This window comes from Stenotrophomonas sp. 169 (assembly GCF_014621775.1).
In the GTDB taxonomy this organism is placed as follows: domain Bacteria; phylum Pseudomonadota; class Gammaproteobacteria; order Xanthomonadales; family Xanthomonadaceae; genus Stenotrophomonas.
In genome coordinates, this window is record NZ_CP061204.1 from 2,185,783 (window position 1) to 2,211,478 (window position 25,696).

General features: G+C 63.2%; 17 protein-coding genes and 4 pseudogenes. 16 read left to right on the forward strand and 5 right to left on the reverse strand.

The features are described from left to right. The first annotated feature begins 1 nt into the window (after position 1). Entirely contained in the window at positions 2-2,557 is a 2,556-nt protein-coding gene (locus ICJ04_RS09390; RefSeq protein WP_188324026.1) for an exo 1,3/1,4-beta-D-glucan glucohydrolase, read from the forward strand. 14 nt (positions 2,558-2,571) lie between these two features. Here ICJ04_RS09390 and ICJ04_RS09395 read toward each other — a convergent pair whose 3' ends face one another. Then, positions 2,572-3,630: a LacI family DNA-binding transcriptional regulator gene (locus ICJ04_RS09395; RefSeq protein WP_188324027.1), complete on the reverse strand. Its 1,059-nt coding sequence runs from the start codon at positions 3,628-3,630 to the stop codon at positions 2,572-2,574. A 126-nt stretch (positions 3,631-3,756) separates the two neighbouring features. Between ICJ04_RS09395 and ICJ04_RS09400 the strand changes: the two genes are divergently transcribed. The 9 genes and pseudogenes from ICJ04_RS09400 (at position 3,757) to ICJ04_RS09435 (ending at position 17,299) form a co-directional block, all read left to right on the forward strand. After that, positions 3,757-5,856, forward strand: a complete 2,100-nt coding sequence (locus tag ICJ04_RS09400; protein WP_188324028.1) for an alpha-glucuronidase family glycosyl hydrolase — start codon at positions 3,757-3,759, stop codon at positions 5,854-5,856. A 77-nt stretch (positions 5,857-5,933) separates the two neighbouring features. Next, positions 5,934-7,835, forward strand: a complete 1,902-nt coding sequence (locus ICJ04_RS09405) for a sialate O-acetylesterase (RefSeq protein WP_223203061.1) — start codon at positions 5,934-5,936, stop codon at positions 7,833-7,835. After that, positions 7,832-9,526 (forward strand): glycoside hydrolase family 43 protein, encoded by a 1,695-nt coding sequence (locus tag ICJ04_RS09410; RefSeq protein ID WP_188324030.1) that lies wholly within the window; start codon positions 7,832-7,834, stop codon positions 9,524-9,526. The genes ICJ04_RS09405 and ICJ04_RS09410 overlap by 4 nt, the downstream gene beginning before the upstream one ends. Before the next feature lie 29 nt (positions 9,527-9,555). Next, a complete protein-coding gene (locus tag ICJ04_RS09415) occupies positions 9,556-12,210 on the forward strand; it encodes a glycoside hydrolase family 3 protein (RefSeq protein WP_188327271.1) in 2,655 nt (884 codons plus the stop codon). 10 nt (positions 12,211-12,220) lie between these two features. Then, positions 12,221-13,693, forward strand: a pseudogene (locus ICJ04_RS18315) (MFS transporter); the annotation flags it as partial. 24 nt (positions 13,694-13,717) lie between these two features. Next, the gene (locus tag ICJ04_RS18320; RefSeq protein ID WP_342589197.1) at positions 13,718-14,683 is read left to right on the forward strand and encodes a glycoside hydrolase family 43 protein; all 966 of its coding nucleotides are present in this window, start codon (positions 13,718-13,720) and stop codon (positions 14,681-14,683) included. Beyond that, a complete protein-coding gene (locus ICJ04_RS09425) occupies positions 14,673-15,530 on the forward strand; it encodes an aldose epimerase (protein ID WP_188324032.1) in 858 nt (285 codons plus the stop codon). Before ICJ04_RS18320 ends, ICJ04_RS09425 begins: the two co-directional genes overlap by 11 nt. Positions 15,531-16,269: 739 nt before the next feature. After that, a complete protein-coding gene (locus tag ICJ04_RS09430) occupies positions 16,270-16,737 on the forward strand; it encodes a hypothetical protein (protein ID WP_188324033.1) in 468 nt (155 codons plus the stop codon). Positions 16,738-17,017: 280 nt separating this feature from the next. Beyond that, positions 17,018-17,299: a hypothetical protein gene (locus ICJ04_RS09435; protein WP_188324034.1), complete on the forward strand. Its 282-nt coding sequence runs from the start codon at positions 17,018-17,020 to the stop codon at positions 17,297-17,299. A 119-nt stretch (positions 17,300-17,418) separates the two neighbouring features. Here ICJ04_RS09435 and ICJ04_RS09440 read toward each other — a convergent pair. Next, positions 17,419-17,672: pseudogene (locus tag ICJ04_RS09440) on the reverse strand (aminotransferase class V-fold PLP-dependent enzyme); the annotation flags it as partial. Positions 17,673-18,519: 847 nt separating this feature from the next. Next, positions 18,520-18,681, reverse strand: a complete 162-nt coding sequence (locus ICJ04_RS09445) for a hypothetical protein (RefSeq protein WP_188324035.1) — start codon at positions 18,679-18,681, stop codon at positions 18,520-18,522. Positions 18,682-18,852: 171 nt separating this feature from the next. Here ICJ04_RS09445 and ICJ04_RS09450 point away from each other — a divergent pair, with 171 nt between their 5' ends. Then, positions 18,853-19,401 (forward strand): TetR/AcrR family transcriptional regulator, encoded by a 549-nt coding sequence (locus ICJ04_RS09450; RefSeq protein ID WP_188324036.1) that lies wholly within the window; start codon positions 18,853-18,855, stop codon positions 19,399-19,401. Between the two features lie 138 nt (positions 19,402-19,539). Here the strand turns inward: ICJ04_RS09450 and ICJ04_RS09455 are convergent, their stop codons facing one another. Then, positions 19,540-19,977, reverse strand: coding sequence for a hypothetical protein (locus ICJ04_RS09455; protein ID WP_223202839.1), 438 nt, complete (start codon positions 19,975-19,977; stop codon positions 19,540-19,542). A 103-nt stretch (positions 19,978-20,080) separates the two neighbouring features. Between ICJ04_RS09455 and ICJ04_RS09460 the strand changes: the two genes are divergently transcribed. Beyond that, the gene (locus ICJ04_RS09460) at positions 20,081-20,707 is read left to right on the forward strand and encodes a hypothetical protein (RefSeq protein WP_188324037.1); all 627 of its coding nucleotides are present in this window, start codon (positions 20,081-20,083) and stop codon (positions 20,705-20,707) included. Positions 20,708-20,780: 73 nt separating this feature from the next. Further along, the gene (locus ICJ04_RS09465) at positions 20,781-21,914 is read left to right on the forward strand and encodes a hypothetical protein (protein WP_188327273.1); all 1,134 of its coding nucleotides are present in this window, start codon (positions 20,781-20,783) and stop codon (positions 21,912-21,914) included. 9 nt (positions 21,915-21,923) lie between these two features. Here ICJ04_RS09465 and ICJ04_RS09470 read toward each other — a convergent pair whose 3' ends face one another. Then, positions 21,924-22,490 (reverse strand): hypothetical protein, encoded by a 567-nt coding sequence (locus ICJ04_RS09470; RefSeq protein WP_188324038.1) that lies wholly within the window; start codon positions 22,488-22,490, stop codon positions 21,924-21,926. Between the two features lie 507 nt (positions 22,491-22,997). Here ICJ04_RS09470 and ICJ04_RS09475 point away from each other — a divergent pair. From ICJ04_RS09475 to ICJ04_RS09490, 3 genes and pseudogenes are all read left to right on the forward strand, one after another. Continuing rightward, positions 22,998-23,459, forward strand: a complete 462-nt coding sequence (locus tag ICJ04_RS09475; RefSeq protein WP_188324039.1) for a hypothetical protein — start codon at positions 22,998-23,000, stop codon at positions 23,457-23,459. A 689-nt stretch (positions 23,460-24,148) separates the two neighbouring features. Continuing rightward, a pseudogene (locus tag ICJ04_RS09485) lies at positions 24,149-24,439 on the forward strand (integrase); the annotation flags it as partial. 66 nt (positions 24,440-24,505) lie between these two features. Continuing rightward, positions 24,506-25,668, forward strand: a pseudogene (locus ICJ04_RS09490) (IS3 family transposase). Positions 25,669-25,696: the final 28 nt, after the last annotated feature.

The window sequence follows — 25,696 nt, forward strand, 5'->3', positions numbered from 1 at the left end:
GATGGCGAATCGACGCTTTACCCGCGCCCACCGTGGCGTGCTGCTGACCACGCTGATGTGGGCCCTGGTCGCCTGCGGGAAGGACGACACGGCGGTGGCGCCTGCACCGGCCGACACGGATCCGTGGCCGCAGGTCGCCTGGCCGCTGGCCGAAGATCCCGCGCTGGAAAAGCGCATCACCGAGCTGATGGCCAGCATGACGGACGAGGAAAAGGTCGGCCAGCTGGTGCAGGGGGATATCGCCAGCATCACCCCGGATGACCTGCGCACGTACCGGCTGGGCTCGATTCTGGCCGGTGGCAATTCTGATCCGGGTGGTCATTACGATGCCTCGCCTGCGCAATGGCTGGCGCTGGCCGATGCCTTCTACGCCGCGTCGATGGACACCTCACAGGGCGGCAAGGCGATTCCGGTGCTGTTCGGCATCGATGCCGTCCATGGGCAGAGCAACATCATCGGCGCGACCCTGTTCCCGCACAACATCGGACTGGGCGCGACCCGCAACCCGGAGCTGCTGCGACGGATCGGCGAAATCACTGCACTGGAGACCCGCGCGACCGGGATGGAGTGGGCCTTCGCACCGACCGTGGCGGTACCGCAGGACGACCGCTGGGGGCGCACGTACGAAGGCTATTCCGAATCGCCGGAGGTGGTGGCCAGCTACGCCGGTGCAATGGTCGAGGGCCTGCAGGGCAAGGTCGGCTCGCCTACCTTCCTCGACGGACGCCATGTGATCGCTTCGGTGAAGCACTTCCTCGGTGATGGCGGCACCGTCGATGGCAAGGACCAGGGTGATGCCCGGATCGACGAAACCGAACTTGTGCGACTCCATGCGGCCGGCTATCCGCCCGCCATCGCCGCAGGCGCACAGACCGTCATGGCGTCGTTCAACAGCGTCAACGGCGAGAAAATGCACGGCCACAAGCCGTACCTGACCGATGCGCTGAAGGGACGCATGAACTTCGGTGGCTTCGTGGTGGGCGACTGGAACGGCCACGGACAGGTGAAGGGCTGCACCACCACCGACTGTCCCGCCACCATCAACGCCGGCCTGGACATGGCCATGGCATCGGACAGCTGGAAGGGTTTCTATGAAACCACGCTGGCGGCGGTCAAGGCCGGCACCCTCAGCCAGCAGCGCCTGGATGACGCGGTGCGTCGCATCCTGCGGGTCAAGCTGCGGCTGGGCTTGTTCGAGGCCGGGAAACCTTCGACGCGCGCGGTCGGCGGCCAGTTCGCACTGATCGGTGCACCGGAGCATCGTACGGTCGCCCGGCAGGCCGTACGCGAATCGCTGGTGCTGTTGAAGAACCAGGGAGGCGTACTGCCGCTCTCGCCGAAGCAACGCATCCTGGTGGCCGGCGACGGCGCCCACGATGTCGGCAAACAGGCCGGCGGCTGGACGCTCAACTGGCAGGGCACCGGCACGACCCGCAAGGACTTCCCGAATGCAGACAGCATCTTCGAGGGCATCGAGCAGCAGGTGAAGGCTGCTGGGGGCCACGCGGAGCTTGCGGTCGACGGACGCTATGCGAACAAGCCGGACGCAGCCGTGGTGGTATTCGGGGAAAACCCGTATGCCGAGTTCCAGGGCGATCTGCCCACGCTGGCGTACAAGCCGGGAGACGATGCGGACCTTGCGCTGCTCAAACGCCTGAAAGCCGATGGCATTCCCGTAGTCGCGGTGTTCCTCAGCGGACGCCCGCTGTGGGTCAATCGCGAGCTCAATGCCGCCGATGCCTTCGTGGCGGCGTGGCTGCCGGGCTCGGAGGGTGCCGGGATCGCGGATGTGCTGCTGCGCAGACCCGATGGCAGCGTGCAGCACGACTTCAAGGGCACCCTCAGCTTCAGTTGGCCGCGCACCGCGACCCAGTACGCCAACAACGTGGGCCAGAAAGACTACAACCCGCTGTTCCCGTTCGGCTTCGGCCTGACCTATGCCGACAACGGCGCGCTGGCCGCGCTGCCGGAACTATCCGGCGTGACCGGCAAGGAAGGGGCGGTCGGTGTGTTCTTCGCTCGCGGTGATGCGGGCCCCGGCATGGCGCTGCGACTGGAAGGCAGCACGGGGCAGGGCGTGACGGTCACGAAGGTGCCGGACGCCCTGGAAGGCGACCTGCTCAGGGTTACCGGCGTGGATCATCTGGCGCAGGAAGACGGGCGCCGGCTCGCCTGGTCGGGCAAGGGTGAGGCGATTGCCGCACTGCAGTCACACACCGCACTGGACCTGCAGCGCGAAAGCAACGGCGACCTGATGCTGTTGACCACCCTGCGGGTGGAGTCCGCACCGCAGGGCGATGCCTGGTTGGCCGTGGGCTGCGGTACGGGCTGCATGGCACGCATCGCGATCGGACCCACACTGGCAAAACTCCCCGTGGGCCAATGGACGCGCGTGGGTGTGCCGTTGAAGTGCCTTGTTGCGGCGGGCGCGGATGTCGGCAAGCTGGAAAGACCGTGGTCGATCGGCACGGCGGGCGAGATGACGCTGGCGGTGTCGCGTGTCGCGCTTGGGGCGCTGAACGAGGCGGAGACTACCGTCGAGTGCCCGGGCGCATGACGGTGCGTGCTGCGCTATCGAGGTGCGCGAGGACGCGCGACCGAATCGCGAACCACCAGCCGGTGGGGCACGACGTGGTCCGTCAACACGCGTACGCCTTCCTGCCGGCGGCGGATGGTGCGCAGCAGGATTTCGATCGCGGCATCGGCCATCGAGGCGATCGGCTGATGGACCGTGGTCAGCTCGGGCCACACGGTGGTCGCGGCCGAGGTGTCATCGAAACCCACCACCGACAGGTCGCGGGGCACCTCGAGGCCGCGGCGGTGGGCGACGGAGATCGCGGCCGCCCCCATGTCGTCGTTGCTGGCGAAGATCGCGCTGGGCGGTCGACGGTGGCGCAACAGCTTCTCGGCGGCGGCAAGCCCGGAGCGGTAGGTGTAGTCGCCCTGCTGCACCAGCGTGGGGTCGACCTCCAGCCCCGCCTCATGCAGCGCGCTGACGAAGCCGTCGTAGCGCCGCGCGCTTGCGCTGAGGTCGCTGCGCCCGCAGATGAAGCCGATGCGGCTGTGGCCGTGCTGGATCAGGTGTTCGGCCAGTTCCCTGCCGGCGTGGAAGTCGTCGATGCGCACGCAGGAAATATCGTTGCCGAGGTGGCCCGATGCGATCGCGACCACCGGAATGCCCGCCCTCAGCAGCTCGTTCACCGCAGGCTGCGACTCGCACAGCGGCGGCGGCAGGATGACACCGTCGACCCGGCCGGCAAGGGCACGTGCCGACTTGCGCTCAGCTGCGGGGCCGAGATCGTCCCAGTAGTCGACGACCAGCTGGATCGCCGCGCTGGACGCGACACGCAGCAGCCCGACCAGCAATTCGCGCAGGTAGGCCCCACTGGGATCGGTGTAGATCAGCGCGATGCGGGTGTGCTGTGCGGCGGCCAGCGAACTGGCAGCGAGGTTGGGCGTATAGCCGAGCTCACGCACCGCGCGCATCACGCGTTCGCGGGTGACATCGCGCACCTTGCCCTGGTTGATCGCCCGCGACACGGTCATCGGCGAGACCCCGGCCAGGGCCGCCACTTCGTCGATCGTCACGCCACTGGTTTTGCGGCGGACCGATTTCTTCGGCTTCTCCAATACGCACTCCCGTTGTTCTTCGTGGCGCCGCCGCGAACCGCGCACGTCCCGAGCTTACAAGGTTTGCCGGCCGCGCTGCGGTCCCGCGCAGATGGCGAGCGGTGTCATTGGATATTCGTTGTCGTAATGGCCCTGATGGCCTGTATCGGCAACGCGCAGGCAGAGGATGGCTACGCGCTGTGGCTGCGCTACGTTCCGCTCGATTCCACTCTTGCCGCCGCCTACCGCACGCAGCTGGCCGAGGTGGTTGCCCCCGATGACACGCCCACGCAGCGTGCCGCGCGCGGAGAGCTGGAGCGTGGCCTGGCCGGACTGCTTGGCAGCGCACCGCGCATGCAGGTTGCGGCGGCCACCGGCCGTGCAGTGGTGCTGGGCACGCCGAAGTCATCACCATTGATCGCGCCGTTCGGCGAAGAGGTTGCATCGCTGGGCGGGGAGGGCTACCTGCTCAAACGTACCCGGGTGGGTGGGCACGATGTGGTGTTGGTGGCCGCACGCACGGATATCGGGGTGCTGTACGGCGTGTTCCATCTGCTGCGCCTGCTGCAGACCGGCGCGGAACTGGACACCCTTGCGGTGCGCGAATCACCGCGGCTGGATCGGCGCGTGCTCAACCACTGGGACGACCTGGACGGTCATGTCGAACGCGGGTACGCCGGCCGCTCGCTGTGGGCCTGGCAGACCCTGCCGGAATGGCAGGACCCACGCTATACCGACTACGCACGCGCCAACGCGTCCGTGGGCATCAACGGCACGGTGCTCAACAACGTCAACGCCAGCGCGCAGAGCCTCGCACCGGAGTATCTCGACAAGGCGGCCGCGCTGGCCGACCTGTTCCGCCCCTATGGCATCCGCGTGTACCTGAGCGCGCGCTTCAGCGCGCCCATTGAATTGGGCGGGCTGGCAACCGCCGATCCGCTCGACCCGGCGGTGCAGCGGTGGTGGCGCGACAAGGCCGACGAGATCCATGCACGTATTCCGGACTTCGGCGGCCTGGTGGTAAAGGCCAATTCGGAAGGCCAGCCCGGCCCGCAGGATTACGGGCGCTCTCATGCCGACGGCGCCAATCTGCTGGCCGATGCGCTGGCCCCGCATGGCGGCGTGGTGATGTGGCGCGCCTTCGTCTATGCGCACGACGTTCCCGCAGACCGTGCCACGCAGGCCTATACCGAATTTGCCGGCTTGGACGGTGCCTTTCGTCCGAATGTGATCCTGCAGGTAAAGAACGGGCCGATCGATTTCCAGCCACGGGAGCCGTTCCACCCGCTGTTCGGCGCCATGCCGCGCACGCCGCTGATGATGGAGGTCCAGATCACCAAGGAGTACCTCGGCTTCGCCACGCACCTGGTGTACCTGGGGCCGCTGTACGAGGAAGTGCTGCACGCCGACACCCATGCACGCGGCGAGCGCTCCAGCGTGGCGCACGCCCTGACCGGGATGGCGGGCGTGGCCAACATCGGCAACGATCGCAGCTGGAGTGGATCGCACTTCGATCAGGCCAACTGGTATGCCTTCGGTCGCCTTGCGTGGAATCCCGCGCAGTCCGCCGCCGACGTCGCGGCGGAGTGGGCGGCGATGACGTTCTCACCGGATCGCGAGGTGGTACAGCCCATCGTCGGGATGATGATGGGGTCGCGCGAGGCGGCGGTGAACTACATGACCCCGCTGGGCCTGCATCATCTGATGGCACGCGGACACCACCATGGACCCGGGCCCTGGGTCGACGGCGGTCCGCGCGCGGACTGGACGTCGGTGTACTACCACCGCGCCGACCGCAATGGGATCGGCTTTGACCGCACCGCGCGCGGCAGCAACGGCATCGCCCAGTACGCACCCGCAGTTGCTGATCGGTATGGCGACCTGACGCAGGTGCCGGAGTCGCTGCTGTTGTGGTTCCACCATGTGCCGTGGGACCACCGCATGGCGTCCGGACAGACGCTGTGGGACGAACTGATCCGACGCTATGCGCAGGGCGTCCGCGGTGTCGACGAGATGCAGCGCAGCTGGGCAGGTTTGCGGGGCAGGGTGGATGCACAAAGGTACGCCCAGGTCGACGCCTTCCTGCGCATCCAGCGCCGCGAAGCGCAGTGGTGGCGCGACGCCAGCGTGGCGTACTTCCAGTCGGTCAGCGGCCGCCCCTTGCCGGAGGGTGAAGCCGCACCGCCCCATCCAGTGGCGTGGTACCAGGCCCTGCAGTCCCCGTCCGCGCCGGGAGATGGCCGATGAGCAGGGCAGCGTGGAGGAGCTGGCTGCTGGCGATCACGCTGGGGTGCTGCGTCGTGCCCGCACCGGCGCAGCACACGATGAAGCCGCTGCTGCATCCGCTGTTCCAGGATCACGCGGTGCTGCAGCGGGACCAGCCGATTCCGTTCTGGGGCGTTGCCGCTCCGGGCGTCACCGTTTCGGTGGAGCTGGCGGGTCGGACAGCCACCACCCGCGCCGATAACAGTGGCCACTGGCAGGCAGTGCTGCCGCCCATGGCCGCAGGCGGACCTTACGAACTGGCGATCCATGCTGGAGATGCCATCCAGATCGTGCGCGACGTGCAGATGGGCGATGTCTGGTTGTGTTCCGGGCAGTCGAACATGGAACTACCGGTGTGGCGCACGCTCGACGCAACCAGCGAAATCGCTGCCGCCACGCAACCGATGATCCGACTGTTCACGGTGCCCAAGGCGGCAGCCGTTTCGCCACGACAGGATTTTGCAGGACCCGTTGCGTGGCATCGCGCGTCGCCGGATACCGTGCGCGACTTTTCCGCTGCCTGCTTCTACTTCGCACGTGAGCTGCAGAAGACCGTCACGGTACCGATGGGGCTGATCCAGGCGGCGTGGGGCGGTTCCCGCATCGAGGCATGGACCAGCGCCTCGGCCCTGCGCGCACAGGGCGGCATGGACCCGGCGCTGGACATACTTGCGCTGTACGCGAACGACCCTGTGGCCGCCAACGCCCGATGGGGCCAACACTGGCAGCAGTGGTGGTCCACGAACGCGGGTGCGCGCGCCGACGACCGGCCATGGCAGCCAGATGCAGAGGGCACGGGGTGGCAGCAAGCGCCGTCGATGCTGGGGGCATGGGAGCGCTGGGGCGTGCCTGCACTGTCCCACTACAATGGCATGGTCTGGTACCGCACCCAGGTGACCCTGACCGCCGCCCAGGCAGGGCAGGGCGCACGCCTTGAACTGGGTGCGGTCGATGAGACCGACATGACTTGGGTAAACGGAGTAGCCGTGGGCAGCGAGAACGCTCCCGGCACGGCGCGATCCTATGCGCTGCCGACCGGTGCGCTGAACGCCGGTGCCAACACGGTGGTGATCAATGTCCTGGACACCTACGGCGACGGCGGCCTGGCAGGGCCTGCGAGCGCCCACGCCGTGGTGCTGGACGATGGCACGCGCCTTGTACTGGACGCGCCGTGGCAGTACCGGCCAGCGCCCACTGCACGGGTCCCGCCGCTGGCGCCATGGCACGCTGCCACGGGCTTGTCGACGCTCCACAACGGCATGATCGCCCCGCTGGGCCAGCCTGGTCTGCGCGGAATGCTGTGGTATCAAGGCGAATCCAACACCGGCGACGGCGCGGCCTACGCGGCACGCCTACGCAGCCTGCGCGATGACTGGCGCAGGCAGTTCGGCGCGCAGATGCCGTTGCTGGTGGTGCAGCTGGCCGGCTACGGCCAGCCGCCCGAAGCACCAGTGGAAAGCGGGTGGGCACAGGTCCGCGAGGCGCAGCGGCGGGTCGTGGCAGAAGACCCGCACGCCGGTCTCGCGCTGGCGATCGATATCGGCGACGCCTACGACATCCATCCGCCCAACAAACAGGAACTAGGCCGGCGACTGGCGCGCGTGGCACGTCACAGGGTTTACGGAGAAGGCACACTCGCACCCTCTGGCCCGACCGCACGCACGGCATCGCGTACCCCTGCGGGAATAAAGATCGCCTTCGATGATGTCACCGAGGCCCTGGTCACTACCGGTGCCAATGGCCCCATCGGCTTCGAACTCTGCGATGCGCAGGCGCGGCAATGCGCCTACGCCGAGGCGGTGCTGCACGGCCACGACGTCCTGCTGCGAAGCCCGCAGGCCGGACCCGGCGCACGCGTGCGCTACTGCTGGGCCGATGGTCCGATCTGCACGCTGCGTGATCGTAGCGGCGCGCCGGCCGGGCCCTTTGAACTGTCCCTCGATGCTGCGGAGGTTCCATGATGCGCCTGCTGCTTGCCACGATGATCCTGCTGTTGACCGCTGCGGCGCCGCCGTTGCGGGCCGCGCCTGCGCCACCGGTCCACTTCGACTGGTTCGAGTACGCCGGTCGTGATGCCGCCTTCGAAAGCCCCCTGCCATCTGGGCACTACCGCAATCCGATCCTCGCCGGCTTCCACGCCGACCCGAGCATCGTGAGTGCGAACGGCCACTTCTATCTGGTCAATTCCAGCTTTACCTACTTCCCCGGTATCCCCGTGTTCGAGAGCACGGACCTGGTGCACTGGAAGCAGATCGGCCATGTCATCGACCGCCCGACGCAGTTGGACTTCGATGGCCTGGGCGTGTCCCGTGGCATCTTCGCTCCGGCGATCTCGTACCACGATGGCCTGTTCCATGTGGTCACCACGGCGGTGGACAGTGGCGGCAACTTCATCGCCACCGCACGCGATCCCGCCGGCCCCTGGTCGGATCCGCACTGGCTGCCGGGCGTGGGCGGCATCGACCCGTCGTTGTTCTTCGACGACGACGGCCGCGTCTACCTGCTCAACAACGACGTGCCGCCCGGTCCACCGCGCTATGAGGGCCACCGTGCGATCTGGATGCAGCAGATCGACATGGACCGCTACGCGCCGATGGGCCCGCGCAAGGTGCTGATCGACGGTGGCGTTGAGCCGGCAAAGAACCCGATCTGGATCGAAGGGCCGCACCTCTACAAACGCGAGGGCTGGTACTACCTGTCCGACGCCGAGGGCGGCACCGGGCCGCAGCATTCCCAGGTCGTGCTGCGCAGCCGCGATGTCTGGGGGCCTTACGTTCCGTATCCTGGCAATCCCATCCTGACGCAGCGCGACCTGCCTGAAGGCAGACTGCTGCCGATCACCAATGCCGGACATGCGGACCTGGTGGAGGGCCCGGACGGGACCTGGTGGGCGGTGTTCCTTGCCAGCCGCACCTACGACAAACGCCACTACAACACGGGCCGGGAGACCTATCTGCTGCCCGTGCAATGGCGCGACGGCTGGCCGGTGATCCTGCCGGCCAACCAGCCCATTCCCTACGTGCTCAAGGCGCCCTCATGGATGCAGGGCGATGCGTCGCAAGCACCGTTCACCGGCAACTTCGTCGAGCGCGATGAGTTCGATGCGCCGACACTCGGCAGCGGCTGGCTGCGCGTACGCGTGCCCAAGCAGGCGTGGGCGGACCTTGGCGAGCGACCGGGCACCCTGACGGTGCACCCGCTGACAGAGAACCTCGACACGCTGCTCAACCCGTCGTTCCTGGGCCGACGCCAGCAGCACCTGCGCTTCGAGGCGAGCACCGCGATGAGCCGCCCGGCGGCGGGGGTGGCGGCCGGACTGGCTGCGTTCCAGAGCGAGGCGTATTGGTATTTCCTTGGCGTGCGCAGCCTCGGCGGTGATCGCGTGGCGATCTTCCTGGAAGGGCGCGACGGGGGTGGGCAGACCCGGCTGCTGGCCACCCGCAACGTGGACGCGAGCGCTTCGCTTCGGCTGAAGATCAGCGGTGATGAAGCCCGCTATGCCTTTGCATTCGACAGCGGCGATGGGCAGGGCTGGCAGATCCTCGCGGACGAGGTGGATGGAACGGTGTTGAGTACGGATCGCGCAGGCGGCTTCGTGGGCGCTCTGCTGGGACCATTCGCACGCGATGAGCGTGCCTTGAGGAGCAAATGATGACGCGCACGCCACGGCTCTACCGCCCGATGTTCCGCACGCTGGCGCTGTGCGCCGCCATCGCCTTGACCAGCGTCGGTCAGGCAGCCGAAAACCAGCCGTGGCGTGACACCACGGCAAGCTTTGAAACCCGCGCCGCCGCGCTTGTCGCACAGATGACACTGGAGGAGAAAGCGGCACAGATGCAGAACGCCGCGCCCGCCATCGAGCGTCTGGGCATCCCGGCTTACGACTGGTGGAACGAGGGCCTGCACGGGGTGGCACGCGCAGGGCAGGCGACCGTGTTCCCGCAGGCGATCGGACTAGCCGCCACCTTCGACGTTCCGTTGGTAGGGCAGGTGGCCACCACCATAAGCGACGAGGCGCGTGCCAAGCATCACCAGTTCGTCCGTGAGGGTTCGCATGGTCGCTACCAGGGACTGACCTACTGGTCACCGAACATCAACATCTTCCGCGATCCGCGCTGGGGCCGCGGCCAGGAAACCTACGGCGAGGACCCGTACCTCACCGCGCGCATGGGCGTGGCCTTCGTGCATGGCCTACAGGGGGACGACCCGGTCTACCGCAAACTGGATGCCACGGCCAAGCACCTGGCCGTCCACAGTGGCCCGGAGGCCGACCGCCACCATTTCGATGCCCGCCCCAGCAAGCGCGACCTGTATGACACCTACCTGCCGGCGTTCGAGGCACTGGTGAAGGAGGGCCAGGTGGATGCGGTGATGGGCGCCTACAACCGCGTATACGGTGAATCCGCCAGCGCCAGCCAGTTCCTGCTGCGCGACGTGCTGCGGCGCGACTGGGGATTCAAGGGCTACGTGGTGTCCGACTGCTGGGCCATCGTCGATATCTGGAAGCATCACAAAATCGTTCCCACCCGTGAAGCCGCCGCGGCATTGGCGGTCAAGAACGGTACCGAACTGGAGTGTGGCCAGGAATACACCACCCTGCCTGCAGCCGTGCAGCAGGGCCTGATCAGCGAGGCGGAGATCGACGATGCGGTGACCCGACTGTTCACCGCGCGGATGCGACTGGGCATGTTCGACCCACCCGAGCGGGTGCGCTGGGCGCGGATCCCGGCTTCGGTCAACCAGGCCCCGGCGCACGATGCGCTGGCGCTGAAGGCCGCGCAGGAATCCCTGGTGCTGCTGAAGAACGATGGCGTGCTGCCGCTGCCACGCACGCTCAAGCGCATCGCCGTGGTCGGTCCAACCGCCGATGACACCATGGCACTGCTCGGCAACTACTTCGGCACGCCGGCCGCACCGGTGACCATCCTGCAGGGGATACGCCATGCGGCGAAGGGCATCGACGTACGTTATGCACGCGGCGTGGACCTGGTCGAAGGGCGCGACGATCCCACTGCCACGCCGCTGATCGAAGCGGCCTACCTGCGGCCGTCGGCCGACTCGCCGGAACGTGGTCTGCGCGGTGAGTATTTCCGCACGGCCGATCTGTCAGGCACGCCGGCACTGGTCCGCACCGACGCCCAGATCGGCTTTCGATGGGATCGGGGCTCACCCACCGACAACCTGCTGGCCCGGGGTGAAGCGGCACCGGGGCAGGGGATTCCCAGCGATGGCTTCAGCATCCGCTGGAGCGGCGAACTGCTGCCACCGGTGTCGGGCCGCTACCGGATAGAGGCCGCGGCCGACGATGGCTACCGCCTCTACGTGGATGGCAAGCCGGTGCTGGACCGATGGGACCGCAGCGACCGCCTGCAGGGCGACGGCGTGGAGCTGGATCTACAGGCCGGACGCGCCTACGCGCTGAAGCTGGAATACTTCGACGCCGAGCGCGACGCAGGCGTGCGACTGGGCTGGCGCATGCCCGGTGCGAAGCCACCGTTCGAGGAAGCGGTGGATGCCGCCCGCGATGCGGATGTCGTGGTGTTTGTCGGCGGACTGACCGGCGATGTCGAAGGCGAAGAAATGAAGGTCAACTACCCCGGTTTCGCTGGCGGTGACCGTACCGATCTGCGCCTGCCGGCACCGCAGCGTGCACTGCTGGAAGCCCTTCATGCCACCGGCAAGCCGGTAGTGATGGTGCTGACCGGTGGCTCCGCGCTGGCCGTGGAGTGGGCCGAAACGAACGTGCCCGCGATCCTGATGAGCTGGTACCCCGGACAGCGCGGCGGCACCGCGGTGGGCCAGGCATTGTTCGGCGACGTGAACCCCGGCGGGCGCCTGCCGGTGACCTTCTACAGGGCGGACCAGGCGATGCCGGCGTTTGACGACTACAAGATGGAGGGCCGCACCTACCGCTATTTCCGCGGCAGCCCGCTGTACCCGTTCGGACACGGGCTGTCCTACACACGGTTCGACTACGGCAAGCTGCAGCTCGACGCCGCCCGCATCGGCAATGACGGGACACTCAAGGTGCAGGTCGAGATAGCCAATACCGGAAAGCGCGCGGGCGATGAAGTGGTGCAGCTGTATGCAAAGCGGTTACAGGCACAGCCGGGCGATGCCCAGCAGGAGCTGCGCGGTTTCCAGCGTGTCCACCTGGCTCCGGGCGAACGGCGCACCGTGGCATTCGAACTGCAGGCGAATCAGGCCCTGCGCCAGTACGACGAGGCGCGGGCGGCGTACGCTGTGCCGACGGGAGCGTATGAGGTTCGGGTAGGGGCCTCCAGCGCCGATATCCGCGCGACGCGCAGGTTCACTGTGGAGGCCGCCCGTGACTGATGCACGCAGCGTGGAAAGCACCGAACACACGCTGTCCATCCGGGAGAAGCTTGGTTACAGCCTGGGCGACCTGGCGGCGAATCTGATCTTCCAGACGCTGATCACCTATCTCGCGTTCTTCTACACCGACGTGTATCGGCTTCCGCCTGCCACGGCCGCCACGATCATCTTCGCGATCGGCGTGCTTGGCGCGTTCGTGTTCACGCCGTTGATCGGCATTGCCGCTGATCGCACGGTCAGCCGGTGGGGCAAGTTCAGGCCATGGATCCTGTGGACGGCGATTCCCTTCGGTGTGTTGTCACTGCTTGCCTTCAGCACGCCGGACCTCGGCCCGCGCGCGAAGATCGTCTACGCCGTGGCCACCTACGGGCTTCTGATGCTGGTGTACGCGGCCAACAACCTGCCGTACTCGGCGCTCAGCGGGGTGCTCACCGGCAGCATGGCCCAGCGCAACAGCCTGTCGGCCTACCGCTTCGTGGCGGTGATGATCGCGCAGTTCATCATCCAGGTCCTGCTGTTGCCGCTGGTGCTGATCCTCGGCGACGGCGATCGCACGCTGGGTTTCGAGCGGGTCATGACGGTGTTCGCGGTGGTGGGCACGGTGTTCTTCCTTATCACCTTCGCCACCACGCGCGAGCGAATCGTCCCGGCCCGGGAACAGACCGGCGGCGTGCTGCAGGATCTGACCGACCTGCTGCGCAACCGGCCGTGGAAGGTGATGCTGCTGCTGACGGTGCTGGTGTTCGTCAACCTGGCCCTGAAGGGCGGCACCTACATCTACTATTTCCAGTACTACATGAGCGAAGTCGCCCTGGCACGCTTCCTCGACAACTCCGGCTTCAACGCTTTCATCGGCGGATTGAACGCAGCGTTGAGCCGATGGGGCCTGGCCGGTTTTACCTGGCCGGAAGACCCGGCGACCTCGGCCTTCAGCCTGTTCAACGCCTGCGGCATCCTCTGCATGATCCTGGGCATCGGCGTATCACGCCGGCTGGCTGACCGCTTCGGCAAGCGTGATGTCTTCGGTGGCGCGTTGCTGGTGTGCACGCTGTTCCTGCTGGCGTTCTACTTCTTCCCGCCCACGGCGGTTGGCGTGGCCTTCGTCGCCTTCATGCTGCACGGGTTCTGCTACGGCATCACCATCCCGCTGCTGTGGGCGATGATCGCCGACGTCGCCGACTATTCGGAATGGAAGAACCACCGCCGCGCCACCGCGATCGTGTTCTCCGCGATGCTGTGCGGCCTGAAGATCGGCCTCAGCATCGGCGGTGCGCTGGTGGCCGGAATTCTCGCGCACCATGGGTACCAGGCCGGCGCAGAGCAACAGCCCCAGGCGGTGGTGGACGGCATCCGCCTGACGGTGAGCGTTTACTGCTCGATCCCGTTCCTGGTCGCGGTTGCGCTGCTGTTCCTCTATGAGATCGACAAGCGCATGGAGAGCCGGATCGAGCAGGAGCTGCTGCAGCGCCGGCAGGCAGGCGACCTTGGCCAGCTCGCGGCACGTGCAATCTCCCAGCCGTTGGTGACCCACCTCTACACGGCGGATCCTTCAGCCCACGTGTTCGAGGGGCGGCTGTACATCTACCCCTCGCACGACATCGACGGCGGCGCTCCGTTCGATGACGAGGGCGGTCACTTCGGCATGGAGGACTACCACGTGCTGCGGCTGGACACGCCCGCCGGCGAGGCCACCGACTGCGGCATGGCGCTGCATGTCCGCGACGTGCCGTGGGCCAGCCGGCAGATGTGGGCGCCGGATGCGGCGAGCCGTGATGGTCGCTACTACCTGTACTTCCCGGCCAAGGACCCGCAAGGCATGTTCCGCATCGGCGTGGCAGTGGCGGACCGTCCGGAAGGCCCGTTCACTGCCGAGCCCGAGCCGATGGAGGGCACCTATTCCATCGACCCGGCCGTGTTCGAGGATGACGACGGCACGCATTACCTCTACTTCGGCGGGATCTGGGGCGGCCAACTGCAGAAGTACCGTGACAACCGCTTCGATGAGGCGCACGAGGAGCCTACAGGCGGAGCGCCCGCATTGGGCCCACGCGTTGGCCGGCTGGAACCAGGCATGACCCGTCTTGCCGAGCCCACGCGGGAGATCGTCATCCTGGACGAGCACGGACAGCCGCTGCGCGCCGATGACCACGCGCGTCGGTTCTTCGAAGGGCCATGGCTGCACACGTACCAAGGGCGGTATTACCTGTCGTACTCCACCGGCGATACGCACCTGCTGTGCTACGCGATCGGCGACAGCCCGTATGGACCGTTCACGTATGGCGGGGTGATCCTCAAGCCGGTAGTTGGCTGGACCACGCACCATTCCATCTGCGCATTCGAGGGGCAGTGGTATCTGTTCTACCACGACGCCTTGGCGTCCGGCGGCGTGACCCATCTGCGTTCGGTCAAATGCACGCCCATGCACATGGAGCCGGACGGCAGCATCCAGACCATCGATCCATATGGCGCTTGAACCGGGCTCGCCACTCGATGATGCGCAGGCGCCGCTGCGGGGTGGCCCGCTGCATTGGCTGCGGTCGGGCAGGGTGGAGGTGGCGTTAGCACCTGAAGCCGGCGGCCGGATTGCACAGATGCGGTACGACGGCGTGGACTGGCTGGTGGCCGAGCGCGAGGGCGGGGCGGCCGCGATCGGCTGGGGATGCTACCCGATGGTGCCTTGGGCTGGGCGCATCCGGCGTGGTCGCTTCACCTTTGATGGCACGGAATTCGTGCTCCCTGCGAACCTTGGGACGCATGCGATCCACGGGGTGGGATTCTCGAGACCTTGGCGGCTTGAACCTCGCGATCCGGCCGCTGCCACGCTGACGCTGGCGCTTCCTGAGGACCGGTACTGGCCGTTCGGGGGCGTGGCGACACAGGCTATCCGGGTGCTGCCTGATGGCCTGCAGCTGCGACTTGCCGTGCAGGCCGGCGCCAAGGCAATGCCGGCCGTGATCGGCTGGCATCCGTGGTTTCGCAAGCCCGATGCGTTGCTGTTCTCGCCGCGTGCGATGTATCCGCGGGACGGGGAGGGCATCGCTACGCTGCCCTGCGTCACGCCTGCGCCCGGGCCGTGGGACGACTGCTTCATTAACGACGCTGAGGTGGTGCTGGTATCTGCGGGGCAGCGACTGCGGTTGCGGGCGGATGCGGACCACTGGGTGGTGTATGACGGAACTGCGCACGCGACGTGTGTGGAGCCACAAACGGGGCCGCCTGATGGGTTCACGTTGGTGCCGAGGCGGCTGGGGGCGGGGGAACGGTTGGAGTTGGACTTTGTGCTTGGTTGGGAGACTGAGATCCATGCAGGATCTTGGTAGAGATCATTGAGATCCGACCACGGCAAGAGCGCGGGCCGCACGGAACCGCTGAGGCATCATGGGCGTGCAAGCAACGAAGCGATGTGCATGTCATTATTTGATCCGCGGCACAGCCGATCAACTTATGGGGCTGCGGTTGACCAGGAGCCTGGGCCACGAATGGATAACGATGAGGCATGCAAGAATGAAAACATCCAGACGAGGCACTGAAGCCGCTCGCGCACGACATGAATAAACTATCTTCGCTGAGCTGCTTCGCTTTGATCCTCACTGCATGTAATGGCGGCGACCATCCCGTTGATGCCAAGTTGCCTGACCCATGTGTAATCAAGACCAATGGCGCGCCCCCGTCGTGCGAAGTCTCAGCCCAGCACCTACTGTCTGCTGGGCAGGAATTCACTGGGAAGATCGTATCCGTATCGCTCTACTACCCCGGCTATAACGCAAGTCTCTTGTTCTCAGGGCAAGAGTCCGCGGAGATTCACGATCTATCGTCAGCGTTCGTTTTCGACCCGACTTCGCTGCGTGGCGGGAGGAGTTTGGAAGATGGCCCTGAGTTGGCTGCCGGATACTATCGGGTTCGTGCCCGTTTCCAACAGGTCGAGCCGCCGGGTGCGTCGGCACCATCTCCTACCAAGGCTGTGGGAACGTGCTAAATGGCAATCAGTGCACTGGAAAAAACATCCACTGCAGCGACACAAGGTGACACGTTTTGGCTGTGAAATCATTGATACTGACCTTGGCCCAAGCCAACGCAGCGACTCAAAAACTCTTGGTTGGCGCATATCTGGACAGCTTCAGCGTTACCAGCGTGTCGGTATCTCTGCAGTTCATCAACCCTGCACTGGTTCAGCGCACGAACCTTTTGGTCGATGTCGATTTTACGTGTCCTGCTGCAGTCCTCAGTCCTTTCTCGAAGACACGCATTGCCGAGGACGAGGATTTCTTCGTTGAACGCAGCATCTTCATTTCACAGGTATTCAATTGCATCGGCAAAGTGATTGACCGCATGCACGTGGAGGAGGACGGCAGACTTGTTCTGGTGATTGGAGATGTGTCCGTCGAGCTGCACGTCTCTGCTGATGATTGGGCAGATGATGACTCGGTTTGGAGCATTGCATTGGACGGTGCGGACGCTCATCACTCGGCGATAAGCGCGGTCTCATGCATCGCAGATGAGTCGATTTTGTTTGTGGCGGAGTGCTGACCAGTCTTCCATTCTGAACGTTTAAACTCGATGCGAGCGACGAGTCGAAGCTTGTCAGATGAGTAATAGCGGGCTCGCAACTTGTGCCGTTGTGCTTGCGCTTGTCCTGCCCGGATGTAGTCCTGATAACAGTCTGGCGCAACATGGTCTTGACTGTGGAAGGCCGGCGCAGCCTGCCTGCAGGGTGTCATTCAGGGCTATTGCGGAAGACAGTCAACGATTCGATGGTCGTTCAATACGGATCGAGGGATATCTTGGTGTCTCAAGGGAGCTCTTTGTGTTGAATTCCAGCAAGGAACTCTTTGAGGCGGGTGTGACTGACGAAGTCGCAATCAGGCTCAGGGGGCCGGTTGATGTACAGAAACGCATCTTCCAAGAGCATGCGTATTCCTGGGTATCCGTGGTAGGCACCTTCAAAATTAGAGCAACAACCGGCACTATTGATGATCTGCTGCTTGGAGAACTCTTCGCGCCTCTCGAAGTGCGTTCGTTGAGGTTGCCATTAGCGATGGGTCGTCACAGCTTCGGTGACGTGATTCATAATCTTGAGGACATCAAATAGCGTGTGATTCTGCTCAGCATTACTGGCCACTACTGCCCGCGCGCTCGTCGTGCCCTCACCTAGGCGCAAGGCCTCGAACAAATAAACATGCCGCATGTCTTCCACGGCGATTCAGCCGTTCCCAGCAGTGTCCGCACCATCGTCAACTCTGTCATGAACCTCTGATTTCCTCATGCGTGTTGTAAGGCGCAAGTGAGACGCGGCACGTCGCCAACACGCAATCGTGCTGCAGCAGCGGATGCGCGCAGGAGCACATCGCCATCCCCTCCAACCCCAGCAGCGTCGCAAGGCAGTGCGCGTTCGTGCCGTCGATCAGGAATGACACCGTCGCTGTTTTTGCAGGTGCCTCCTCAATGACGCGCAAGCCATCGATTGTTCAGAGCGTCCCTAGTTCAAGTCCTTAAGATCGATGGCTGCTTCGTCAAAGGTCTCTCTTCTTCTGGGAATTGGAAATCGAAGGGCCCTGACCTCTGTTGGCCGATGCAGCTCGCCTATCAAAATGTCATCTGTAGTTCCGTTCCTCTCTTTGGTCTTGAACGTTCCAGTAACTGATACCCAAGAATAACCGTGCTGATCGTACATTTGACGCTGCGAATCCAAAGGCCCTCTAATCCTTACAAAAACTTCGTCGGTAACTCCTGCGTCAAAGAGCTCCTTGCTTGAGCTCAAAACGAAGAGTCTCGCTGAGACAACGAGGTAACCCTCAATTCTCACCTTGCGGCCGTCGAATGACGCTGGATCAGCTGCGAGCGCGCGGAAGGATACTCGGCATACGCTCTCTTTTTTCTCTGATTCGCAGAGTTGCGGAGTGCCGCTTCTTGACCTGTCTGCGCATCCTGCCAGAGAGGTTGCGTAGAAAGCCAAAATAAGGAAGAAACGCACCATCACTTTAGCCCTCTGATTGACCGGTTTTGTTCAACTCTTACACACTTGAAGTAATGGATACATAGTTCGTTGAATTCCATCTCTCAGTTGAAGTCCGAACTATCCATTTTAGCTGTATCAATGTCGAGGCGCCGAACGTGCACCCCGACACCAAATTCAGCCTGTCTCCTGACGGGACGTTCGAGTACCAGGACGAGGAGCTCACGAGCCATGCGAAGATTGAATTGTCGCCTGATCAGGCCGTCAGACTCACCCCAAGTGGCTGACGCGGACAGGATTCCCTAGAAGTTCTACGGCAGTCGCTACATCACTGCGATCCGTAGAGTGACACTGCCTCAACCCGCACCACCGAGCCAGATCATCGCGAAGGTGCAGATGATGCAGCCCACAAGAATCAGAAAAAATGTCTGCAGCGTGCCGGCAATCATGTTCCTGCCTAATAGGTAATACCCCCATGTGAACTCAGGTTTTCGCTTGGGCGCATGGTGTTCTTTCAACGTGGCCTCCCGGCTTTGGTGCCTTTTCTGCGGCGTGGCATGTATTGCCCAGATAGACTACGGCTCTGGAGCGGCCGCAGCTACTCGCATTTCAAGACCGACATGCCCATACCTCGTGACCTTCCGTCGCAACCTCGCAAACTTCCTCGCCAGGCGCGCTCGATCAGCACCGTGGACGCCATCCTTGAAGCAGCAGCCCGTCTGCTCGAGCAGCAGAAGTTCCATGCGTTCAGTACGAACGCGATTGCGGCCCTTGCGGGTGTCAGCACTGGCTCGCTGTATCAGTACTACCCGGATAAGGAGGCTGTCCTGCGAGCGCTGATCATCAGGGAAATGCAGGGCAGGGTGGATCACGCAGTGGAAGCGATGCGGCAGCACACAGGCCCCGGGGCCGTCATGGCCGGGGTCGCTGCAGCACTGGCCCATGCGCAAGGGAGGCCAGCGCTGACGACGCAACTCGCATTCGCGGAACCCATGATCCTCGCTGCACCGCACGACAGCGCTCTCACCACGGGTCTGTTCATTGCGCTGGAACAAGCGATCCAGCGAGACCACGGGGTATCGGCACAGCTCGCCACTGACTTGGCCCACGATGTCTTGGGCATCTGCAAGGGCATGCTGCTCTCGGCGGCTGCCCGAAACTCCGTCAGTTCTGCCGACCTTGCCAAGAAGATCAGCGTTGCCGTTGGTTCCTATCTGGATGCGATAACCAAATCATGAAGGAAGAACAGGCGGTCTGACAAAGCCGCACGCGCCCGACGCACTGTTTCCTAGCGGTCTCAAGCGTCGGGAAGCGTCCCGTCGGCGCGCTCCCGGAGCCGGCTCGGAATCGTTACGGAGCCAGGTAAGTTAGAACCTTCAGCAGGGTTCGTGGGGCACGTCGCGCCAGCCCCCCTCGATGCGCCTGAAGCGATTACCTGAAATACATCGCTCACCCGGCCGCAATGGCGCCGGAGCGTATTCCGGGATGCTCAGCCTGATTGTTCGCGGACGGATGGCCTCCGCATCCCGCGCCAGCTCAGTGTTCAACCGTGCCATTTCTCGGTCGAACTGTGCCTGTTCGGATTTCGTCATCGGACGCATCAGCTCGGCTGTCATGGCTGCCGCTTGCCGCCTAGCGTTCCACTCAATGAGTCCCATTGCTATTGCGACCGCTGCCGCCACCCCTAGGCAGATTCCCAGCCATGGAATCTCCGGTCGATTTCGATAGGTTGAGTTGGAGCTGGAACGCTCCCTGAAATGCACTTCCGCCATGTCTTGTTTGCCAAACGTCGGCTCCTGCCGTTCGCGTTCCATACCATCCCCAAAGCGTGTCCCGGTTCGCATTGTAAGGGTGTGTAGGGCAGGGTCCCTACGGCAAAAGCGTGACCCGCCCTGAAGTGGTTACCGCCCGCGGCTGATGCGCACCACAATGGAAGGCTGCTCGCTGCAGCCGCAGTCTTCTTCGCCTTATGGCATCGCGCAGATTGTCCACGTTTGGTCTCCTGCAGGAGCCGGCCCGTGGAATCCATTGCAATTGGTGATGCGCGATGTTGCAGGTCAGCGACCGCCGGACCATGTCAGAGGGCTCGAGGCTGTGACACTCGGCGACGTACACATGCTGCTTGTCCAGGGAGGCCAGTGGATGATTGTTCTGCTGGCTGCGCTGGGCATCTCATTGAGCATCGGCCTGACTGCGTCGCCCATTGCGATCATGGGCAGTGCACCTGAAGAGAAAGCCGGGGCGGCCAATGCACTGGAAGCCACCCGCTACGACTTGGGTACGGGCCTGGGCATCACCGGATTTGGGCTGGTGCTGGCATCCAGCTACCGCAACGCCATCGAACTACCCGGCGGCCTTCCTGCCGGCATGGCAGCCAAGGCAACAGAATCCATCGGCGAAACCCTGGTCGCGGCGCAGGCGCTGGAGGGGGGCGGGGGTTGCCAGAGCCATTGCCGATGCTTAGCATCGCTGCAGCACGATCGACCAGGAAGCGCCTGGTTCCGGCAGAAGCTCCAAAGCTTGCGTAGCGTACGTGCGCGGTAGAGCGCGAGTTGGTAAAACGGACAAGGAAGCGCTCATGACACGGCAAATCACAAAACTCGTAATCGGCGCGGGCATCATGGCTATCGCGGCGCAAGTCGGGGCCAGCGAGTTTCTGATCGATATGCAGGGTGCAGCCGGAAAGCGTGTCAATGTGTACGCCAATGACGCGGCGACCGACCACACGCCGGTCGATGATGTCACGAATCCTGGCCCAGACCGGATCCGTCAGATTGATCTGACAATGGTCTATGAAGCGATCGACCAACCCCTATGGTTGGAATATCAACTCCAGTTCAAATGCCCCAAGCCGAGCAAACGCGGCCGTGGCGCGCCCAAGCACAAGGCTGATTCAACCGGGATGTTGGACACGCCGGATTCGGTGGAATTCCGGGTGGCCAGCGGCACAAAGTCCATGAAACAGGATCCGGCGATCATTGATCTCCAGCCCACCGATTGGCAAAGTACGAGCAGCCACACGATGCGACAGGCATGGAACGTAGCCTGCAACAGTGACAGCATTATCGGCGCCAAAGAAGCTGCGTCCATCGATCGTGTGGTTCTGTCCGACACATTGCGACCGAAACTGGCAGCCATTGGTTTGACTGGACTGGAACTGGTCCCCGATGGACTGTCGATGAGTTCCCTTGCCGACTTTACCTGGGAAAAGCTGTGGTCCGATGTGCCGAGGCCCGCGATCAATAACGGCCGCAAGCTGACGGCTGCAGAATCGGCAGCGCACAAGGCAAAATTGGTGCAAATGCAGCAACGCGTAACCGAAGCACAGGGGAGGGTGCAGGGCAATCTGGCGACGATGAAGGCCGATCTGGATTTTACTCAGACTGCCGCTGAGTACCGGGGAAAAAGGCGTTTAACGCGCAGTGAATCGCTCCTGATCCAGGTGTGGGCAGGTAAGACTGAGCAAGAGGTCGTCGCCGCGAACGGCAACGCATCTGTCCGTCAGGCCGGGATCGCGCGGACGCTCTCTTACGGGCAGTCCTTTGACAATCGCGTCATGTGGCAGAACCTCGCGACCGGCGCGACGTATGACGGCGGCGGCTATAAAAGCTGCAACGTCCGCTATGTGCTGATCCCGGACAGCGCCGGGATGCTGAGGGTTGCCGATGTGAATGTGTTCGGTGAAGCAAGTGGCGACACAAGAGGGATGCGTGGCGCCTGCACCGACATCTTGAACGTGCCAAACGGCTGAAATCATTGCCTATTTGTGAGCCGCGCTCATGCAAGCCGAAAGCTGGCGATACGCCAGCTGCAGCTGGACAACCTTTGAGCGGAACACCTCTTTCCCCTGAAACTGGATGGCGAGCTCATTGGTATCCGGCTTTTCCTGCACCGATTTCTTCACGTCGATGGTCAGCAACAACGCGCCACTGCTCTGGCCCGGCATGCTCACATGGGCGGCTTGGGCGTTCTGCGTGGGGTGGTTGGTAGATGACAGCGTGATCGGAACGATCTCGGTCTTTGTCACCGGGGGGATTGCCTCACTGATGAACCAAACGCCGCCATGATCCTTTCGCGCCATCCCAGCCTCGGCGGGACCGCGAATCGAAAACGTGGAATCTGGCGTGATGAAATTAACGGAGCAGTGGTAACCGGTGTTGACGGGTTCGCGTACCAGCACCCAATTGCCCTCAACCCCTTTGTAGAAAGATTCGCTGAACATCGGCTTATCCGGATCCGCGCCGCCGAGCAACTCAGGGGCGACTTGAGCAACGCAGGGGCTGGTCCATGCGATTGCAACTACTACGCCGATCAGCCAATTCTTCATCTAAAAGCGCTCTCCATTCGTTGGTCCTCGACGTACGGTCTGGTGCAATTCCTGTCCTGGCCTTATGCAAGCGGCTAGGGGCTATAGCTTAGCTTCAACTTATCCGCGGCAGTTAGGCAGCCAGGCAAATAGGCAGAGCGCACAGGTTGGCCCGTCAGGAGCGTGCAAGCCGAGGATGGGGCTGGAACGCGCTGGCCAAGCCGGAGGCACCCAACACGTCATTTCGCATAATGTATATTATGTTATACGTGCGCGTATGCTACCAGCGCAAGGATGTCTCATCGAATGTAGGCTTTCCTAATTGCTGTCGTTTTCGCACTTAATTGCGCCGCACATTGAATTTGCTGATTTTTTTTGACCAGTTTGGCGACAACAATTAGGGATGACGTCGTCGTTCCTAGTTAGCCCTGCTTGCGGGCTCTGAGTTGTTCTGCAAGAACAATTGCACTTCCGCAGCTCAAACAGTGATCATCTGGATCTCGCTGTCCCTACATTGGTACGTTCTGCATGGCTCACCGCCTGTTATTGCTCTCATTTCTCATCAGCACCCCCGCACTCGCCATTGGTGGCCCTGTCTCCACCAGCTCAAAGGTGGAAAACGGCAGAGTATTCCTTGTCCTGACAAATGACTCACCAGGCGTGGTGTTCGTCGTGGATGAAGTGACCGTTCCAGTCCACCTCAAACGTAAGCAAAAGACTTTTGTGCCAACCGAAACCAGGACCGTCCCCGCACCAGGCACACTCGTGGACCGCTTGACCATTGACCTAGGGAACGTCCAAGAGGTGTTCGACGGTGGTGGCACCAAGAATGAGACATTGTCCAACTATCGCAAACTTCGTTCGGTAGGCATGGAGTCATGCCACAGGAGCTCTACCCCGGTGGAAGCGAGGTTAAGTATTAGCCGGACAGCCACCACGAACCTCGTCACTAGCGTCGAGGTTACCTATTGCCTTGAGCGCGAAGGCTGAAGCTATGACTCAGATCTGGCGGTGACTGATGATTTAATGAGTGGCAACTGGGCCTCTGACCGCACCTCCTCAGCAGTCCTGAGTCTGCCATGAGCATCCGCCATCTCTCGCTCGGCATTAGCTACTCGAACTTCCAATTGCGCCAAAAGCCTTCGAAGCTCGGATGCCTGGGATGAAGCGATACCTTCGCGTTGGCTGGCCTCTTCAGCCTGTTGCCTGAGTAGGTCTACCTCGACTCGCTGTTGGGCCTTTTCTAAAGCGAAGCGATCGCGATCGGCAGCTAATACAGCTCGTTCGGCAACAAGTGCCCCATGCGCATCTTGGCGCCCATGCTCCAGTGCAAGTGCCCACCACTGCCCGGCTAGGACGCGGATCGTGTCAGGCGCATCCGGGACGTCTGTTCTCGCCTGGTGGTCCCCCAAGCGCTCGGCAAGTCGCACCCACCAAGTCTCCAGCCAGCGCACAACTGTGTTTGGAGATCCCGTGCCCAGATAGGCTCGGATTCTTTCGACCGTTGGGCGCTCACCGCCCGCCACAATCGCGTCAGCGGCGGAATGGACTTCAGATTCAGTAATTCCTCTAGCCATCATCGTCTCCCACGTCGCCGCCCTACCCCGTTGATTCCGTACTGGTGATAAGTGATGATTATCGCGGGGACAGTCTTTTTTGCGTAGCGTACATTACATAGTATGAAAGATATTTCTACAATTCCCGTGTCCGCGACGGCCACCTCACTGGCACTGCCCGAACAGCTGGCCCAACAGGCTGCCGATGCGGTCCGCGAGCTACTAGCCGAAGCCGCAGCCGCAGCCGAGAACACCACTCGCAGCTACACCAGCGCCCTGCGCTACTGGGCTGGCTGGCATGCGGCGCGCTACGGCATCGAGTTGACCTTGCCGGTACCCGAAGCCACCGTGCTGCAGTTCGTAGTCGATCACGTACAGCGCCGCTCGACCGACGGCGAATTGGCCTGGGAACTTTGATCCAGCCCCTGTTTCATGGACACCCGGTTAAGTGATTTGATATCACAACTTGAAGGTGCCCAGATGATCAAGAAGACGACCAAGAAGAGTGCTCAGAAGCCCGCGCCGCCGACGACCCGTAAACGCTATGGCGAGGAGTTCAAGGTGCAGGCGCTGGAGCGTGCTCGGCGCGATGGTGTAGCCCAGGCTGCGCAGGACCTCGGCCTGCAGGCTCAGCAGCTCTACACGTGGCGAGCCCGCGCACAGGAGAGGGATTCGCTCAGCGAGGAGCAACGCACGGCCCAGGCGGACCTGGCCAAGCTCAAGCGCGAAGTGGCGCGGTTGTCCGAAGAGAACGACTTCCTAAAAAAAGTGGCGGCGCACTTCGCCAAGGGTTCCAAGTGAAGTGCGCCGTGATCGCTGAGCACGTTGGTGAGCACCCGGTATCTCTGATGTGTCGTGTGCTTGCGATTTCCCGAACCGGCTTCCACGCATGGCATCGCCGCAAGCCCTCGGCCAGAGCACAGCGGCAGTCAGAACTGGATGTCCAAGTGCAGGATGCATTCGTGACAGCCAGACGCCGTGAAGGCGCGCAGCGGTTGAGTCGAAGGCTCCGCCGAGGGCGCCGTCAGGTCGCCGAAAGTCTGCACCGGCAAGGTCTGCGCGCCAAGGCAGCACGTCGATACAAGGCAACGACCAACTCTCGGCACAATCTTCCGGTGGCTGAAAACCTGCTCAATTAGAACTTCCGCACCGAGCGGCCAAACCAGGCCTGGGTCAGCGACATCACCTATATTCAGACCGACGAGGGCTGGATGTACTTGGCTGTGGTGCTGGACCTTTACTCCCGCAAAGTCGTAGGTTGGGCGATGGACAGTCGCATGACCGCGACGCTGGTGTGCGACGCCCTGCTGATGGCTCTTTTCCGGCGCAAGTTCCCACGTGGTGTGATCGTACATAGCGACCGCGGCTCGCAGTACTGCTCGAAAGAGCATCGGAGCTTGCTGGAGACCTACGGCTTGGTGCCCAGCATGAGCGCCAAGGGCAACTGCTATGACAACGCCGCGATGGAGAGCTGGAACCACAGCCTGAAAGTTGAGGCCATCCACGGCGAGCGCTTCGCCACACGCGAGCAAGCCAAAGCTGAGGTGTTTGACTACATCGAGGTCTACTACAATCGATCACGCCTGCACTCGACCTTGGGCTACGTCAGCCCGGATCAGTTCGAGCTTGAAAATATAGCTTAACCCCGTGTCCATGATTGGGGGTCTAGAT